At 72.7% G+C, this 15,727-nt stretch carries 16 protein-coding genes; 5 read left to right on the top strand and 11 right to left on the bottom strand.

The annotated features are described in order from the left end of the window. The first annotated feature begins 178 nt into the window (after nucleotides 1-178). On the top strand, nucleotides 179-1,201 hold the full coding sequence (locus ABZO31_RS10180; protein ID WP_406860801.1) for an ArsR/SmtB family transcription factor: 1,023 nt from the start codon (nucleotides 179-181) through the stop codon (nucleotides 1,199-1,201). Here ABZO31_RS10180 and ABZO31_RS10175 read toward each other — a convergent pair. Together ABZO31_RS10175 and ABZO31_RS10170 are read right to left on the bottom strand one after the other, a co-directional pair. After that, nucleotides 1,171-2,331 carry an alkaline phosphatase PhoX gene (locus tag ABZO31_RS10175; RefSeq protein WP_406860800.1) on the bottom strand — a complete coding sequence of 387 codons (1,161 nt, stop codon included), beginning with the start codon at nucleotides 2,329-2,331 and terminating at the stop codon, nucleotides 1,171-1,173. The two genes, ABZO31_RS10180 and ABZO31_RS10175, sit on opposite strands and share 31 nt — an antisense overlap. A gap of 198 nt (nucleotides 2,332-2,529) precedes the next feature. After that, entirely contained in the window at nucleotides 2,530-3,102 is a 573-nt protein-coding gene (locus ABZO31_RS10170) for a hypothetical protein (protein ID WP_406860799.1), read from the bottom strand. A gap of 126 nt (nucleotides 3,103-3,228) precedes the next feature. Here ABZO31_RS10170 and ABZO31_RS10165 point away from each other — a divergent pair, with 126 nt between their 5' ends. Beyond that, nucleotides 3,229-3,639 (top strand): VOC family protein, encoded by a 411-nt coding sequence (locus tag ABZO31_RS10165; protein ID WP_406860798.1) that lies wholly within the window; start codon nucleotides 3,229-3,231, stop codon nucleotides 3,637-3,639. Between the two features lie 10 nt (nucleotides 3,640-3,649). Here ABZO31_RS10165 and ABZO31_RS10160 read toward each other — a convergent pair whose 3' ends face one another. The 5 genes from ABZO31_RS10160 to ABZO31_RS10140 all read right to left on the bottom strand — a co-directional run bounded on the left by ABZO31_RS10160 (nucleotide 3,650) and on the right by ABZO31_RS10140 (nucleotide 9,209). After that, complete coding sequence (locus ABZO31_RS10160; RefSeq protein ID WP_406860797.1) at nucleotides 3,650-4,411, bottom strand: SDR family NAD(P)-dependent oxidoreductase; 762 nt, start codon at nucleotides 4,409-4,411, stop codon at nucleotides 3,650-3,652. Nucleotides 4,412-4,507: 96 nt separating this feature from the next. Then, nucleotides 4,508-5,092: a TetR/AcrR family transcriptional regulator gene (locus ABZO31_RS10155; protein WP_406860796.1), complete on the bottom strand. Its 585-nt coding sequence runs from the start codon at nucleotides 5,090-5,092 to the stop codon at nucleotides 4,508-4,510. Between the two features lie 63 nt (nucleotides 5,093-5,155). After that, nucleotides 5,156-5,488, bottom strand: coding sequence for a nitrite reductase small subunit NirD (gene nirD, locus ABZO31_RS10150; RefSeq protein WP_406860795.1), 333 nt, complete (start codon nucleotides 5,486-5,488; stop codon nucleotides 5,156-5,158). Further along, nucleotides 5,488-8,016, bottom strand: a complete 2,529-nt coding sequence (gene nirB / locus ABZO31_RS10145; RefSeq protein WP_406860794.1) for a nitrite reductase large subunit NirB — start codon at nucleotides 8,014-8,016, stop codon at nucleotides 5,488-5,490. The genes nirD and nirB overlap by 1 nt, the downstream gene beginning before the upstream one ends. Further along, complete coding sequence (locus tag ABZO31_RS10140) at nucleotides 8,016-9,209, bottom strand: NAD(P)/FAD-dependent oxidoreductase (protein ID WP_406860793.1); 1,194 nt, start codon at nucleotides 9,207-9,209, stop codon at nucleotides 8,016-8,018. Before ABZO31_RS10140 ends, nirB begins: the two co-directional genes overlap by 1 nt. A gap of 149 nt (nucleotides 9,210-9,358) precedes the next feature. On the opposite strand from ABZO31_RS10140, the gene ABZO31_RS10135 reads away from it, so the two are divergent. Further along, nucleotides 9,359-10,141, top strand: coding sequence for a TSUP family transporter (locus tag ABZO31_RS10135; protein WP_406860792.1), 783 nt, complete (start codon nucleotides 9,359-9,361; stop codon nucleotides 10,139-10,141). A gap of 18 nt (nucleotides 10,142-10,159) precedes the next feature. Here the strand turns inward: ABZO31_RS10135 and ABZO31_RS10130 are convergent, their stop codons facing one another. From ABZO31_RS10130 to ABZO31_RS10120, 3 genes are all read right to left on the bottom strand, one after another. After that, nucleotides 10,160-10,804 (bottom strand): class F sortase, encoded by a 645-nt coding sequence (locus ABZO31_RS10130; RefSeq protein WP_406860791.1) that lies wholly within the window; start codon nucleotides 10,802-10,804, stop codon nucleotides 10,160-10,162. A 107-nt stretch (nucleotides 10,805-10,911) separates the two neighbouring features. Then, a complete protein-coding gene (locus ABZO31_RS10125) occupies nucleotides 10,912-11,424 on the bottom strand; it encodes a hypothetical protein (RefSeq protein ID WP_406860790.1) in 513 nt (170 codons plus the stop codon). 243 nt (nucleotides 11,425-11,667) lie between these two features. Next, nucleotides 11,668-12,426, bottom strand: a complete 759-nt coding sequence (locus ABZO31_RS10120; RefSeq protein WP_406860789.1) for an aminotransferase class IV — start codon at nucleotides 12,424-12,426, stop codon at nucleotides 11,668-11,670. A gap of 88 nt (nucleotides 12,427-12,514) precedes the next feature. Here ABZO31_RS10120 and ABZO31_RS10115 point away from each other — a divergent pair, with 88 nt between their 5' ends. Continuing rightward, entirely contained in the window at nucleotides 12,515-13,123 is a 609-nt protein-coding gene (locus tag ABZO31_RS10115; protein WP_406860788.1) for an NADPH-dependent FMN reductase, read from the top strand. 79 nt (nucleotides 13,124-13,202) lie between these two features. Beyond that, nucleotides 13,203-13,658 (top strand): gamma-glutamylcyclotransferase family protein, encoded by a 456-nt coding sequence (locus ABZO31_RS10110; protein ID WP_406860787.1) that lies wholly within the window; start codon nucleotides 13,203-13,205, stop codon nucleotides 13,656-13,658. Here ABZO31_RS10110 and ABZO31_RS10105 read toward each other — a convergent pair. Continuing rightward, entirely contained in the window at nucleotides 13,591-15,723 is a 2,133-nt protein-coding gene (locus tag ABZO31_RS10105; RefSeq protein ID WP_406860786.1) for a molybdopterin oxidoreductase family protein, read from the bottom strand. The genes ABZO31_RS10110 and ABZO31_RS10105 overlap by 68 nt on opposite strands. Between the last annotated feature and the right edge of the window lie 4 nt (nucleotides 15,724-15,727).

Genomic DNA, 15,727 nt, shown 5'->3' with positions numbered 1-15,727 from the left:
CGGTCCTCGCCGCGCCACCTCGGTCCTGAAGGTTTCCTGCCCGACACCGCACAGCCTTTCGTTTCCGGCCGCTCCGCCGCGATGCGTTTCAACTGTGGCTTAAAGGCCCTGGTAACGTCCTGTGATGGCATGCATACTCGTCGCGGGGGGCGATTGCGAGTGCACAGGGGTGGGTTCCATGCTGCGTATTCATTTCACCGGGGACGATCTCGCCGGGGTGCGGATGGCCGCCCGGCCGGACGTTCTGTGGGAAACGATTCTCAGCTTTCATCGATTGAGAGACCGACGCGGCTCCACGGTCTACCGGGAATGGCGGACGACCACCCGGAAGCGGTTGAACAGTGAAACACGACTGCTGGCGGCACTGGTCCCCGGACGCGGGTATTTCCCCGACTTCCTGACGCCCACGGAGGGCGTCCACGGCCTCGACGAGGGTCTCCAGGCGCTGCGCGCCACCCCCGCCGCGCGGATCCGCGGCGAACTGGGGCTGCTCGCCACCACGCGCGCCGGCCGCACCGACGGCTCCCTGCCCGGCGCCCTCGCCGGACTCGCCGAGGGCCGCCCCGAGTCGCTGGGCCGCCTCGTCGACGCGCTGCGCGGGTACCACCGCGCGGCCATCGCGCCCTACTGGCCCCGGGTGCAGGCCCGGGTCGACGCCGACCGCGCCGTCCGCGGCCGGGCCGTGCTCGACGGCGGCGCCGACGAACTCCTCGCCACCCTCCCGCCGATGCTGCGCTGGCACGCCCCCGTCCTGGAGGCCGACTACCCGGCCGACCGCGACATCCACCTGGACGGCCGCGGGCTGCTGCTCCAGCCCTCGTACTTCTGCCGCGGGACCGCGGTCGTGCTGCGCGACCCGCTGCTGCCGCCGGTCCTGGTCTACCCGGTCACCCACAGCGAGTCGCCGGCGGTGAGCCAGCCGGGCGGGCCGTCCCTGGCCAAGCTGGTCGGCCAGACCCGCTCCGAGGTGCTGCGCGCGGTCGGCGACGGCAGCACCACGAGCGAGCTGGCCCGCCGGGCGGGGGTGTCCCTCGCCTCGGCGAGCCAGCATGCCGGGGTGCTCCGCGAGGCCGGCCTGGTCTCCACCCTCCGGCACGGCAACGCGGTGCTGCACACCCTGACCCCGTTGGGCGCCGCCCTGCTGGGCGACGCCGTCCGGGGCGCGGTGTGTTACGCGCGGAACGGGCCGGTCACCTCGTAGGTGATGCCGCCGGAGGAGCTGCCGGTGGTGCCGCGCTGGCTGGAGAAGTACAGCCGGCTGCCGTTCGGCGAGAAGGCCGGTCCGCAGATCTCGGAGCTGGACTGGCCGTTGATCCGCAGGAACGGCGCGACCACGTCGTCCGGCGTGATGATGCAGATCTCCATGTTGCCGCCGTCCTCGGCGATGAACAGGTCGCCGGAGGACGAGCCGGTGACGTTGTCCACGCCGGTGAGCGGGGCGCCGCCGCCGACCACGAGCGAGTCGTCGTAGGCGAGTTCGTACGTGCTGTTGGCGAGGTTGATCTGCCACACGCGGTTGTCGCCCTTGGTGGTGAACCAGACGGTGTCGTTGGCGTAGTGACAGCCCTCACCGCCGTTGAAGAGCTTGGCACCGGAGACCTGGTCGCGGGTGGGGGTGGGGGAGCCGTCCGGGTCGGGGACGTTCGCCCAGGTGAAGGAGCCCGAGGTACCGGTGCCGCCCTTCAGTACCTGGAGCGTGCCGGCGGAGAGGTTGCCCCAGGAGGAGGGGATGAACCGGTAGAAGCAGCCGTCCGACTTGTCCTCGGTCAGGTAGATCACCTGCCGGACCGGGTCGGCAGCGGCGGCCTCGTGGTTGAAGCGCCCCATGGCGGCGCGGCGGACGGCGGCGTTCACACCCCACGGGTCGGTCTCGTAGACGTACCCGGTGTCCACCTCCTCGCAGGACAGCCAGGTGTTCCACGGGGTGGCGCCGCCCGCGCAGTTGCGGTTGGTGTTGGACAGGATGCGGTAGGCGGAGGTGACCGTCCCCGACGAGTTGAACTTGACGGCGCTCGCGCCACCGGTCGAGGAGATCTCCGAGTTGGACACGTAGATCCAGCCGGTGCCGTCCGCGAAACAGGCGCCGCCGTCGGGCGCGTTGTGCCAGGTGTAGGAGGTGCCGCTGACCGTCTGGCCGGACCGGGCGATGACCCGGCTGGTGAATCCGCTGGGCAGCTGGATGCCGTTGGCGTCCGCCGCGCCGAGGGCCCCGTAGGGGCCGGAGCCGGGCTGGGCCGGGGCCGCGTAGGCCGCGCCGCGCATCAGCGTGCCGCCGAAGGCCGCCGCCGAGGTGCCGATGACCGCTCCGCGCAGGAAACTGCGTCGCTCCACGTCTTCACTCCAGTTGGGGTGTGACCGCCCCCGCCGTCCGGTCGGGCGACAGGGGTCGCGCGACTGAGGAACCTAGAAGTGCGGAATTGACGGGGCAGCAACGAGCGGTGAAGGGGAAGCGTCGGTTCCCCGTCGAGGGGCGTCGCCGGTCGTCAGGGCCGCTGGTCGCCGGTCGCCGAGCCCGCTCGTCGCCGGCCGCTAGGGCCGCTCCGACTCGAGCAGAGCCTTGAGTTCGGTGAGGTGCTCGCGCCAGAAGTCCTTGTACGTGATGACCGCCTCCGCGTCCGGGAGACCCGTGTGGCCGAGGCCGATCCGGGTCTTCGCCTCGCCCATCGGGGTGAAGTGGACGGCGAGGCGGCCGGCGCCGCCGTCCCAGTCCGCGGTCAGGGACTTTCCCGGGCGGTGCGTCCGTACCGCCAGCTCGCCGACCGGGAGCCAGCGCAGCCGCAGCTCCTCGTCGGCGAAGGCGGCGGAGCAGCGCTCGGCCGGGGCGGCCACGGTCCTGCTGACGCTCGCCTGCCAGTCGCCGCCCGACGACTGGCCGACCTGGCGCAGCCCGCGCTCCTGCTCGTAGCCCACGGTGATCGACTGGGCGTACCAGCCGCCGACGCCGTGTCCGTCCACCAGATGGCGGGCGATCGCCGTGTGGCCCTGCCCGGCCGCGCCCCAGGCGTCGAGCAGGGCGAACCATTCGGCCCAGCCCTTCCCGGTGGCGGCGGTCAGGGCGTCGTCCGACAATTTCTCGGTGATCTTCCTGCCTGCGGGGCTCATGGATCCGAAGCTAGCCAACTTCCCGGAAGTTTTCTCCGGGAGACCGATGAGTTCGCCGCGGCCCCTCCGTCTACCCCTTCGACAGCGCGACACGAGCGAGACATCCCGGAAGAGAGAGACCACGCCATGCCTCAGATGATCTTCGTGAACCTGCCGGTCAAGGACCTCGACGCGTCGAAGGCCTTCTGGAACAAGGTCGGCTACACCTTCAACCCGCAGTTCACCGACGAGACCGCCGCCTGCATGGTCATCAGCGACACGATCTTCGCGATGCTGCTGACCGAGGAGAAGTTCAAGGAGTTCACCAAGCCCGGGAAGGAGATCGCCGACGCGTCGAGGTCGACCGAGGTCCTGGTCGGGCTGAGCGCGGAGAGCCGGGCGAAGGTCGACGAGCTGGTGGACGGGGCGCTGGCCGCCGGCGCCACGGACGCGAAGGAGCCCATGGACTACGGCACCATGTACGGCCGTTCCTTCACCGACCCCGACGGCCACCACTGGGAGTTCATGTGGATGGACCCGGCCGTCGTCGAGGGCTGAGCCCGCCGCGTCAGGCGGAGACGCCGCCGTCGATCACCAGGTCCGTGCCGACGACCGAGCCGGCGTCGTCCGAGGCCAGGTACAGCACGGCCGCCGCGACCTCCGCACCCGACGAGATCCGGCCCAGCGGGGACTCGGACGTCATCCGGACCTCCCGCTCGGCCTCGGTCTCGCCCGGCCTCAGCGACATGGCGGACTCCGCCGCGCCGGGGCTGACCGCGTTGATCCGGATGCCGTCGCCGATGTGGTCGAGCGCGGCGGCACGGGTCAGGGCGGACACGGCGGCCTTCGACACCTGGTAGCCGACCAGCCCGGGGAACCGGACATGGGCGCCCAGGTTCGAGGAGACGTTGACGATCGCCCCGCCGCCGTTGGCCCGCATGTGGGCGATCTCGGCCTGGAGCGAGTTCAGGACGCCGGTGACGTTGGTGTCGAGCAGGGCCTGCCAGTCACCGAGGGCGAAGTCCGCGGTCGAGGCGCCGCCGCGGAAGATCCCGGCGTTGTTGACGGCGACGTCCAGGCCGCCGAAGGTCTCCACGGTCCGGCGGACCAGCTCCTTCGTGTCCTCGGCGCGGGACACGTCGGCGGGGACGGCGGCGGCCGTGCCGCCGGCCTTCTCGATCAGCGCGACTGTCTCCTCCAGGGGTGCGGCGGTGCGCCCGGAGACCACGACGCGGGCGCCCTCGGCGGCGAGGGCGAGCGCGGTGGAGCGGCCGAGGCCGCTGCCGGCGCCGGTGACGAGGGCGGTGCGTCCGGTGAAGCGTGTGGACATGCGAATCTCCCGTTTTCTTGACCGTACGTTCCAGAATGAAGGCCGAAGAAAAGGCGCCGCGAAGCGCCTCGTCCTCTTGTCGTGCAGCAGGTGCGATCAGTCGAGCAGGGCCAGTGCCTGTTCCGCCGCGTCGCGGACCCGAGCGGGATCGCTCGACGCCTTGCCGACCAGCCGGATGCCCTGCAGCATCACGCCCAGCATCCGGGCCAGCGCCTGCGGGTCCCGGTCGGCGGGCAGTTCGCCCCGGGCGCGGGCCCGTACCAGGGCCGCGTGGAGCAGGGTCTCGAGCTGCTCCCAGCTCCGCTCCACCCGCCGGGCCAGCACCTCGTCGTGCGCGCCCAGTTCGGCCGCCGTGTTGGTGACGAAACAGCCGGCGAACCGGACCTCGTCCGACCCCGCCTCGGCGGCGAACCGCCGCACCACGTGCCGTACGGCCTCCAGACCGCTCTCCGGCTCGGCGAGCTCGGCGGTCAGGACGGGGCCGGTGGCCCGGGTGTACCGGTCGAGCGCCTTCAGGTACAGGTCCTGCTTGTTGCCGAAGGTCGCGTAGATGCTGGCGCGGCCGATCCCGAGGTGCTCGACGAGGTCCGACATCGTCGTCGCCTCGTAGCCGCGTCTCCAGAACAGTTCGAGCGCTGCCTGGAGCGCGGCGTCCGGATCGAATTCCTTGGTCCTGGCCACGCGTTCAAACCTACGGCCATCTGGAACGCACGGTCAAGTAAAAGCCGTCCGTGCGGACTCCGTTCAGACCGTGCGCACCGGGAAGACCGCCACCGACACCTCGTCGTCGTCCAGGCACTTCCCGGTCTCCAGGTCGAAGCGCTGCTTCAGCAGCGGGGAGGCCACGAACGGCCGCCCGCCCGCCGAGCCGAGCAGGCCCCGGGACAGCACCTGCGCCCCGGTGAACGGGTCACGGTTCTCGATCGCGTACGTCCGTCCGGCGCGGTCCGTGAACAGGGCCGCCTGCCGGCCGTCCGGCAGCAGTGCCGCCACGCCCCGTCCCGGCGTCAGCCGCGAGGTCTCGCAGACCGGCATCCAGGTGTCGGCGGTCGTGTCGTGGGAGAGTTCGATCCTCATCAGGCCGAGGCTCCTTCCAGGCGGGTGGATCCGAGGGTGAGAACGGTCAGGTCGGGCTTGATCTGGTCGCGCTCCGGCACGAACCGGACCGACGGGTCCGGCGCGTCCGGGGCGTTCACGAAGGACACGAACCGGCGCAGCCGCTCCGGGTCGTCCAGGGTCTGCGCCCACTCGTCCTGGTAGTCCGCGACGTGCGCGGCCATCAGGGCCTCCAGCTCGTCGCAGAGCCCCAGCGAGTCGTGCACCACCACGTCCCGGAGGTGGTCGAGCCCGCCCTCCAGGCGCTCCAGCCAGGTCGAGGTGCGCTCCAGGCGGTCCGCGGTACGGATGTAGAACATCAGGAACCGGTCGATCAGCCGCACCAGTTCGGCGTCCGACAGGTCCTGCGCGAGCAGGTCCGCGTGGCGCGGGATCGCGCCGCCGTTGCCGCCGACGTACAGGTTCCAGCCGTTGGCCGTGGCGATCACGCCGAAGTCCTTCGACTGCGCCTCCGCGCACTCGCGGGTACAGCCGGAGACCGCCGACTTGAGCTTGTGGGGCGAGCGCAGGCCGCGGTAGCGCAGCTCCAGCTGGATCGCCATCTTCACCGAGTCCTGCACGCCGTAGCGGCACCAGGTCTGCCCCACGCAGGACTTCACCGTGCGCAGCGACTTGCCGTACGCGTGCCCCGACTCGAAGCCCGCGTCGACGAGGCGGGTCCAGATCGCCGGCAGCTGGTCCACCCGGGCGCCGAACATGTCGATCCGCTGACCGCCGGTGATCTTCGTGTAGAGCCCGAAGTCGCGGGCCACCTCGCCGATCACGATCAGCTTCTCCGGGGTGATCTCACCGCCGGGGATGCGCGGCACGACCGAGTACGAGCCGTTGCGCTGGAGGTTGGCCAGGTGGTGGTCGTTGGTGTCCTGCAGGGACGCCTGCTCGCCGTCCAGGATGTAGCCGTTGTTGAGGCTCGAGAGGATCGAGGCGACGGTCGGCTTGCAGATCTCGCAGCCGTCGCCGCCGCGGGCCTCCTCCCGGCCGTGCGAGTCGAGCAGCGCGGCGAAGGAGGTCAGCCGCAGAGTGCGAGCGATCTCGTAGAGCTCGCTGCGGGTGTAGGAGAAGCAGCCGCAGAGCCCTTTGTCGGTCTTCTCCGGGAGCAGCTTCTCGATCACCTTCACGCAGCCGCCGCAGCCGGTGCCGGCCTTGGTGCACTTCTTCACCTCGGGCAGCGAGGTGCACTGGGTGATCGCGTGCTTGGTGACGTTGTGGCAGGAGCAGATCACCGCGTCGTCCGGCAGCGCCGACGGGCCCAGCGCGACCGGCGCGCCCGCGCCGGCCGGCAGCACCAGCTGCTCGGGGGAGACCGGCGGCACCGAGCCGGTCAGCGGGCGCAGCAGCCCGTACTGCTCGGCGTCGCCGACCAGCACGCCGCCGAGCAGCACGCCCTCGGTGTCGACCACGAGCTTCTTGTAGATGCCGGAGCGGGAGTCGGAGTACACGACGTCCAGGCAGCCCTCGGCCGTGCCGTGCGCGTCGCCGAAGGAGGCGACGTCCACGCCGAGCAGCTTGAGCTTGGTGGACAGGTCCGCGCCGGTGAATCCGTCCCCGTCCAGGGCCTCGTCCGCGATGACCGTCGCCGCGGTCTGCGCCATCTCGTAGCCGGGCGCGACCAGACCGTACACCCGGCCGTCGGTGGCCAGCGCGCACTCGCCGATCGCGAACACGGCGGGGTCGGAGGTACGGCAGTGCGCGTCGACGGCGATGCCGCCGCGCTCGCCCACGTCCAGGCCGCAGTCCCGGGCGAGCTGGTCGCGGGGGCGCACACCGGCCGAGAACACGACCATCTCGGTGGCGAGTTCGGAGCCGTCCGAGAGCTTCATCGCGGTGACGCGACCGTCCTCGGTCACGACCTCCTGGGTCCCGGTGCCGGTGTGGACGGTCAGGCCCATCTGCTCGATGGTGCGCAGCAGCGCCGCGCCGCCGCCCTCGTCGACCTGCACCGGCATCAGGCGCGGGGCGAACTCGACGATGTGGGTGTCCAGGCCGAGGCCCTTGAGCGCGCCCGCCGCCTCCAGGCCGAGCAGGCCGCCGCCGACGACCGCGCCGGTCGTGACGGTCTGCGCGTACTCCTCGATGGCGAGCAGGTCCTCGATCGTCCGGTAGACGAAGCAGCCGCGCGCGTCCTTTCCGGGCACCGGCGGCACGAAGGGGAAGGAGCCGGTGGCGAGGACCAGCGTGTCGTACGCGAACACCTGCCCGGAGCGGGCGGTGACCGTGCGGGCGGCGCGGTCGATCGTCTCCGCCGGGTCACCGACGTACAGCTCGATGCCGTACTTCTCCATGAAGCCGGCCTCGACCATGGACAGGTCCTCGGGCGTCTTCCCGGAGAAGTACGAGGTCAGCTGGACGCGGTCGTAGGCCGGCCGGGGCTCCTCGCAGAGCACCACGACCCGCGCCCGCTCGGTGACGCCCCGGTCCGCGAGCGCCTCCAGGAACCGCTGGCCGACCATTCCGTGGCCGACCAGGACGATGGTGGGGGTGTGCGTCATCAGGAGCCTCCGTCATGGGTGAGCAGGTGGAGCAGGGGGGCGTCGGGCAGGGCCTCGTCGCCCTCCCAGGCCCGGGCGAGCGTGCCGACCGAGGCGAGATCGCCGAGGAGCAGGCCGCCGACGAGACGGTCACCGCGGACGACGACCTTGCGGTAGACCCGCCGGGTGGCGTCGGTGAGCTGGACGACGTCGTCGCCGGGCAGGGCGGTGGTCTCGCCGAACGCGGCGAGGTCGAGCGAGTCGACGCCGGAGAGGGTGAGCCGGGTGAGGGCGCGGGTGCCGGTGTAGCGGGGCGCCGCAGGCGCCTCCGCGAGGAGGACGTCCGCCAGGACGTCCGCCTGGTCCAGGGCCGGGCCTGCCAGGCCGTAGACCCGGCCGTCGTGTTCCGCGCAGTCGCCGATGGCGTGGATGTGCGGGTCCGAGGTGCGCAGTTCGTCGTCGACGACGACGCCCGTGCGGACCTCCAGGCCCGCCTCGCGCGCCAGGGCCACCCGGGGGCGGACCCCGCAGGCCAGGACGACGACCTGGGCGTCCAGCACGAAGCCGTTCGCCAGCTCGACCGCGGTGACCGCGCCGTCCCGCTGCCGCAGGCCGCTGACCCGGCACTCGGTGTGCACCTCGACGCCGAGGGACTCCACGTGCTCCTGGAGCAGCGCCGACGCCTGCGCGTCGAGCTGGCGCTCCATGAGCCGCTCGCCCTGCTGCGCCAGCATCACCTCGGCACCCCGTGCCGCGAGCGCGCGGGCCGCGGAGACGCCGAGCAGCCCGCCGCCGATGACCACCGCCCGGATCCCGGGCCGTACCAGGTCCCGCAGCTCCAGGCAGTCGTCGAGGGTCCGGAAGGAGTGGACGCCGGACGGCAGCGCCGAGCCGCGCAGACCGCGCAGCGGCGGCAGCACCGGGTTGGAGCCGGTGGCCAGGACCAGCCGGTCGTACGGGACGGTGGAGCCGTCCGCGCACTCCACGAACCGTGCCGCCCGGTCGATCCGCACGGCCCGCACACCGCGCCGCACCGGCTCCCGGGCGTCCGGCAGCGCGATGACCTCGGGCGCGTACCGGCCGGCCAGGACGTCGGCGAGCAGCACCCTGTTGTACGGTGCGTGCGGCTCTTCGCCGAGCAGGGTGACGGGCAGGCGCTGGGCGAGCCGGGCGCCCGCCGTTCCGCCCCCGACCACCACGATCCGTGTACTCATACCCGGAAGAGTGCGGGCCCGGTGTTACCCGACGGCATCCCGACTGTTTCCCGTACGGAACGCTGACCTCAGTGTGCGGGCCACCCGGGTGTGAGGTTCTGGCACGGAGTGCCGCCGGGGCGGTGGGGTCAGCAGTTAAAGTCTTGATCGTGCCTGACATATCGCTGACCACGCTGCTTCTGCTCTGCGCCGCCGCTCTCGTGGCCGGCTGGATCGACGCGGTGGTCGGCGGGGGAGGGCTGGTGATGCTCCCCGCGCTGCTGCTCGGACTGCCCAACCTGCACCACACCTACGCCCTCGGCACCAACAAGGCGCTGGCGATCGTCGGCACGTCCGGGGCCGCGGTCACGTACGTGCGCAAGGCCCCGGTGAGCGTCGGGACGGCCGTGAAGGTCGGGCTCGCGGCGCTCGGCGGCTCCACCGCCGGGGCGTTCTTCGCGGCCGGGATCGACGAGGCCGTGCTGCGGCCGCTGATCATGGTGGTCCTGGTCGGCGTCGCCGCGTTCGTGATGTTCAAGCCGTCGTTCGGCACGCAGGCGGCGGACAAGCGGCGCGAGCTGACCCGGGCCCGGGTGGTCACGGCGATCCTGCTGGTCGGCGGCGGGATCGGTTTCTACGACGGCATGTTCGGGCCGGGCACCGGGACGTTCCTGGTGCTGGGCCTGACCGCGGTGCTCCACCTGGACCTGGTGACGGCGTCGGCCACCGCGAAGATCGTGAACGTCTGCACCAACGCGGGCGCGCTGGTGATGTTCGCCTACCAGGGCACGGTGCTGTGGCAGCTCGCGGCGATCCTGGCCGTGTTCAACCTGGCGGGGGCGATGATCGGGGCGCGGATGGCGCTGAGCAAGGGGGCGGAGTTCGTCCGCGGGGTGCTGCTGTTCGTGGTCTTCTCGCTGGTCGCGAAGCTCGCCTTCGACCAGTGGGCGTGACGGGCCCGGCCCGCCGGTTCAGCGCACCCCGATGAGGTGGGCGAAGGCGACCACGTTGCCCTGGTAGCCGCCGGACTTCTTGTCGAATCCGCCGCCGCAGGTGATGACGCGGAGCTCGGCGCGGCCGCGGTCGCCGTATACCTTCCGGTCCGGGAAGGCGTCGTTGTCGTACACCTCGACCGCGTCCACGGTGAACACCGCGGTACGGCCGTCCTTCCGCAGCACCTCGATGCGGTGACCCTTCTGGAGCGCGCCGAGCGCGTAGAACACCGCCGGGCCCTGTGCGTTGTCGACGTGCCCGGCGACGAGCGCGGTGCCCTTCGCGCCGGGCGGGGTGCCGTCCTGGTACCAGCCGGCCAGGTTCGGGTCGTCGGCCGGCGGCACGTCCAGCGAGCCCTGCGCGCCGAGCCCGAGCCGGGACACCGGGGCGTCCACCTCGATCTTCGGGATCCGCAGCCGGACCGGCTCGGACGGCGGCAGCGGGTCCGCGGCCGCGTCGGTGTGGAAGTCGCCGCCCGCGGCGAAGGCCTGCGCCGCGGTGGGAATCGGCGGGGTGACGTCCTCGGAGCCGTTCTGGACCAGCCACAGGCCGACCAGCGCGGCGACCGCTATGCCCCAGCCCTTGCTTCTGTTGCTGCTCACGCTGTCGTCCTCGAGGGTCATGGACGGGGTCGTCGGCGGGATACGGCCCCGCCCCCGACGGGCCGTTGCGGGCGCGCGGCGGGGGCGGGGCGGGCGGTGTGCGGGACGGCCGTTGCCGCCGGTCCCGGCTACCCGTCCTGCGTGCCGCTCGCCCGGCGACGCAGGAGCCAGGTACCGCCCACGACGGCCGCGGCCAGCACCGCCACGCCCGCCGTGACCTGGGCGGTGTCGGGGCCGACGCTGCCCCCGACACCGGTCTTCACGTGACCGCTCGGCTGCCCGCCCTGGTGCTTGACCACCAGGTCGCCGGAGGCGGTCTTGCCGTTGTCGCAGGCCACCGAGATGCCGTAGGTGCCCGGCTTGGTGTGCTGCGGGACGGTGAACTGGCCGACCACGACTTCCTTGTGCGTGCTCGGATGCAGCTGGAACTCGCCGGCGCCGAGCGAGTTGGCGTCGCCGACGCCGCGCCCGTTGTGGCCGCAGGCGAGCGTGTTGACGGTGACCGTCGTGCCCGGCTGGGCCGTGGCCGGGTTGATCTCCAGCGTCTGGACGTCCCCGGCGAGCGCCACGGGTGCGCCGAGAGCGCCGATCGCGACGACCGACAGCGCGGTTGTGGTGAGCAGGCGGGCAGTGGTGCGCATGGGTTCCTCCGGGGCGCGCGACGGTCGGGTGTCCTTGATCCGAGGTAAGGCGCAGCCCGGCGCGCACGCCTGCTGATGGAGGGTCAGATTACGCCGATCGTGTCGGCGTGTCGGCTTGTCGACCTGGAATCGTCGCAGGTCAGAGCGGATGTGTCGGAGTTCGTGGCGGCCCTGTCCCGAACGGGTGACGGGAACCGGCGGCGTGTCGCCGAACGGGCCGCGGGGGAGGGAGGCGGCGGTCGGCTAGTCGAACGGGTCCCAGGGGACCTGCTCGTACGCGCCCTGCGCCCGGGCCATCAGCTCCTCGTTCACCGGGTACGTGACCCGGTCGATCCGGCTCACCGGGGCGATGCCGCGCGAGTTCGTCACCAGGCAGGCGCGGAACGACGGCAGGTCCGCCAGTGTCACCGGGCGCAGCGCGGACGGCAGCCGGCGCATCAGCAGGGCCATCGTGACGCCGGTGAGGTGCGGCGCCGACGGCCAGATCAGCTGCTCGCCGTTCCAGAACGCCACGTTCGTGATCGCGCCCTCCGCGACCGCTCCGTCCGGCCCGGTCAGCAGCGCCTCGTCGAAGCCCGCGCGGGCCGCCGCCCGCCGGTGGTACGCCTGCCCGAAGCCGCCCAGGTGCTTGAGGTGCGCCGCGGGACGCACGTACGGCACCGACATCAGCAGCTGCGGCGAGGAGTCGTGCACGTACGGCTCGGCCACCGTCACGGCGACCGCGTTCTCGAACCCGTACACCCGCAGCGACGCGTCCCGCAGTCCGGAGCCGCGCAGCGCCCGCCCGATCAGCGGGCGCAGACGGGCCGCCTCCAGGCCCGCGCCGAACAGCTCCCGGTGCGCGCCGTCGAGCCGCGCCAGGTGCAGCGCCAGGCCGCGCGTCCGGCCCCCGCGCACCTGTAGTGCGGTGAAGTGGCCGTACCCGCTCATCAGCGAGGCGGTCAGCGCCGGATCGGCGACGGGCCGACCGTCGATTTCGACGTGTACGGGGGTGATTGTCATGTTTCCACGGTAGGCGGTGCGGGTGATGTCCCGACAGTGTCGGGCGGGGCTTGACCTCAAGCAAGGTTGAGGTCGCAAGCTCTCCGGCATGGACATCATGACGCCTTCCGCCACCGCTGCCGAACCCCTCAAGCTCGCCCTCGTCATCGGCTCCAACCGGGCCGGACGCTTCGGCTCCGTCATCGCCGACTGGTTCCTCTCCCGCGTCGGCGAGCGCCCCGACTTCACCGTCGACGTCGTCGACGTGGCCGCGCACGACCTGCCGACCGCCCACTCCTGGAACCCGGACGAGGCCACCCGCGCCGCACTCGCCGGGGTCTCGCCCCGGCTCGCCGCCGCCGACGCGTACGTCGTCCTCACGCCCGAGTACAACCACTCCTACCCGGCCGGCCTGAAGAACCTCATCGACTGGCACTACGGCGAATGGCAGGCCAAGCCGGTCGCCTTCGTCTCCTACGGCGGGATCTCCGGCGGTCTGCGCGCCGTCGAGCACCTCCGCCAGGTCTTCGCCGAACTGCACGCCGTGACCGTCCGCGACGCCGTCTCCTTCCCGAACGCCGGCGCCCAGTTCGGCGACGACGGCGCGCACAAGGACCCGGCCGCCGCCGAGGCCGCCGCCAAGTCCCTGCTCGACCAGCTCGCCTGGTGGGCGCGCGCCCTGAAGGACGCCAAGTCCCGGGTCCCGTACACCGGGTGAGGGTGAGGGTGAGGGTGAGGGCGAGGGGGAGGGCCGCCGCGCGTACGGTGAGGGCGAAGCACCTCTGAAGGGAGAGCCCGTGCGGGAACTGCCGTTCTTCGTGTACGGGACGCTGCGCCCCGGCGAGCCCAACCACGACCGCTTCCTCCTCGGCCGCACCGCCGCCGAGGAGCCCGCCAGGCTCGCCGGCGCGCTCCTGTACGACGGCCCCGGCTACCCGTACGCGACCCCCGGCGACGGCCGGATCGCCGGGGAGCTGGTGACCGCGGCGCCCGGCGCGTACGGCGAGCTGCTGGCCGTACTGGACCGGCTCGAGGACTACTTCGGGCCCGGCCACCCGCGGAACCTGTACGAGCGGGAGCGCCGCGACGTGCTGCGGCTGCGGGACGGCGCGGCCGTCCCCGCCTGGGTGTACTTCGCGGCCCCGGGAGCCCGGCCGGGGCCGCTGATCGAGGGCGGGGACTGGTTCAGGCGGCCGGGGCGTCCGGGACCGCCGCCGCGTCGGCGCGCTCCAGACGGACCGCGCACACCTTGAACTCCGGCATCCGCGAGACGGGGTCGAGGGCCGGGTTGGTGAGCGTGTTCGCCCGGCCCTCGCCCGGCCAGTGGAACGGCATGAAGACCGTGTCCGGCCTGATGGCCGCGGTGATCCGCGCGGGGGCCACCGACCGGCCGCGCCGCGAGACCACCGCGACCCGCTCGCCCTCGGCCACCCCCAGCCGTTCGGCGAGCCGCGGGTGCAGTTCCACGAAGGAGCCCGGGGCGGCCGCGTTGAGCTCGTCCACCCGGCGGGTCTGCGCCCCGGACTGGTACTGGGAGACCACCCGGCCGGTCGTCAGGACCACCGGGTACTCGGCGTCCGTCTCCTCGGCGGCGGCGCGGTGCACCACGGGCACGAACCGGGCCCGGCCGTCGGCGGTCGCGAACCGGTCGAGGAACAGGCGCGGCGTGCCGGGGTGTTCGGGCGCGGTCTCCTCCGGTCCCGCCGGGCAGGGCCAGAAGACGCCGTCCTCCTCCCGGATCCGGCGGTAGCTGATGCCGGAGTAGTCCGCGGGGCCGCCGGCCGACGCGCGGCGCAGCTCCTCGAAGACCTCCTCGGGGTCGGCGGGGAAGCCCTTCTCCCAGCCGAGCAGCGCGGCCAGCCCGTTCATCACCTGCAGATCGCTGCGGACGCCCGCGGGCGGGGTGAGCGCCTGCCGGCGCAGCAGCACCCTGCCCTCCAGGTTGGTGGTGGTGCCGGTCTCCTCGGCCCACTGCGTCACCGGTAGGACGACGTCGGCGAGTGCGGCGGTCTCGGAGAGGACGACGTCGGCGACGGCGAGGAAGTCCAGCGAGCGCAGCCGCTCCTCGATGTGCGCGGCGCGCGGCGCGGAGACCACCGGGTTGGAGCCCATCAGGAGCAGCGACTTCACCTCGCCGCCGAGCGCGTCGAGGAGCTCGTACGCGCTCCGGCCCGGCCCGGGCAGCGACTCCGGGGCGACCCCCCACACCCCGGCGACGTGCGCGCGGGCGGCCGGGTCGTCGAGCTTGCGGTAGCCGGGCAGCTGGTCGGCCTTCTGGCCGTGCTCGCGGCCGCCCTGGCCGTTGCCCTGGCCGGTGAGGCAGCCGTAGCCGGAGTGCGGACGGCCCGCCTTTCCGGTCGCCAGGCAGAGGTTGATCCACGCGCCGACGGTGTCCGTGCCCTTGGACTGCTGCTCGGGGCCGCGGGCGGTCAGGACCATGCCGGAGGGCGCGTCGCAGAACAGCTCGACGGCCGCGCGCAGCTGGGGGACCGGGACGCCGGTGATCCGCTCCACGTGCTCGGGCCAGTGCGCCATCGCGCCGGCCCGGGCGGCCTCCCAGCCGTCGGTGCGGGCCGCGACGAACTCCTCGTCCACCCGTCCCTCGGCGACGACCAGGTGCAGCAGGCCGAGGGCGAGCGCCAGGTCGGTGCCGGGGCGGGGCGCGAGGTGGAGATCGGCCTGCTCGGCGGTACGGGTGCGGCGCGGGTCGACGACGATCAGCCGGCCGCCGTTCTCCTTCAGCTCGGTGAGGTAGCGCAGCGCCGGCGGCATGGTCTCGGCCAGGTTGGAGCCGACGAGGATCACACAGCCGGACTTCGGGATGTCGGCGAGCGGGAACGGCAGGCCGCGGTCGAGGCCGAAGGCCCGGTGGTGCGCGGCCGCCGCGGAGGACATGCAGAAGCGGCCGTTGTAGTCGATCTGCGAGGTGCCGAGCACCAGCCGGGCGAACTTGCCCAGCAGGTACGCCTTCTCGTTGGTGAGTCCGCCGCCGCCGAAGACCCCCACGGCATCCGGACCGTGGTCGGCGCGGGTCCGGCGCAGCCCGTCGGCGACGGCGGAGAGAGCCTCCTCCCAGGTGGCGGGTTCGAGCCGGCCTGTGTCAGGGCATCGGACCAGGGGCTCGGTGAGCCGGACCCGGGAGGAGAGCACGGCCGGGGCGGTGCGGCCCTTGCCGCACAGCGCGCCCCGGTTGACCGGGAAGTCCGACCGCTCGACCACCTCGACAGGCAGCTCCGGCGCGCCGGTGGGACGGAGCGACATGCCGCACTGCAGGGCGCAGTAGGGGCAGTGGGTGGGGGCGGCGGTGACATCGGACATGCCT

It is taken from the genome of Streptomyces solicamelliae (assembly GCF_045348655.1).
Lineage (GTDB): Bacteria > Actinomycetota > Actinomycetes > Streptomycetales > Streptomycetaceae > Streptomyces > Streptomyces solicamelliae.
Note: the sequence above shows the minus strand (reverse complement) of the source record. Positions and strands in the feature narration are given on the sequence as shown.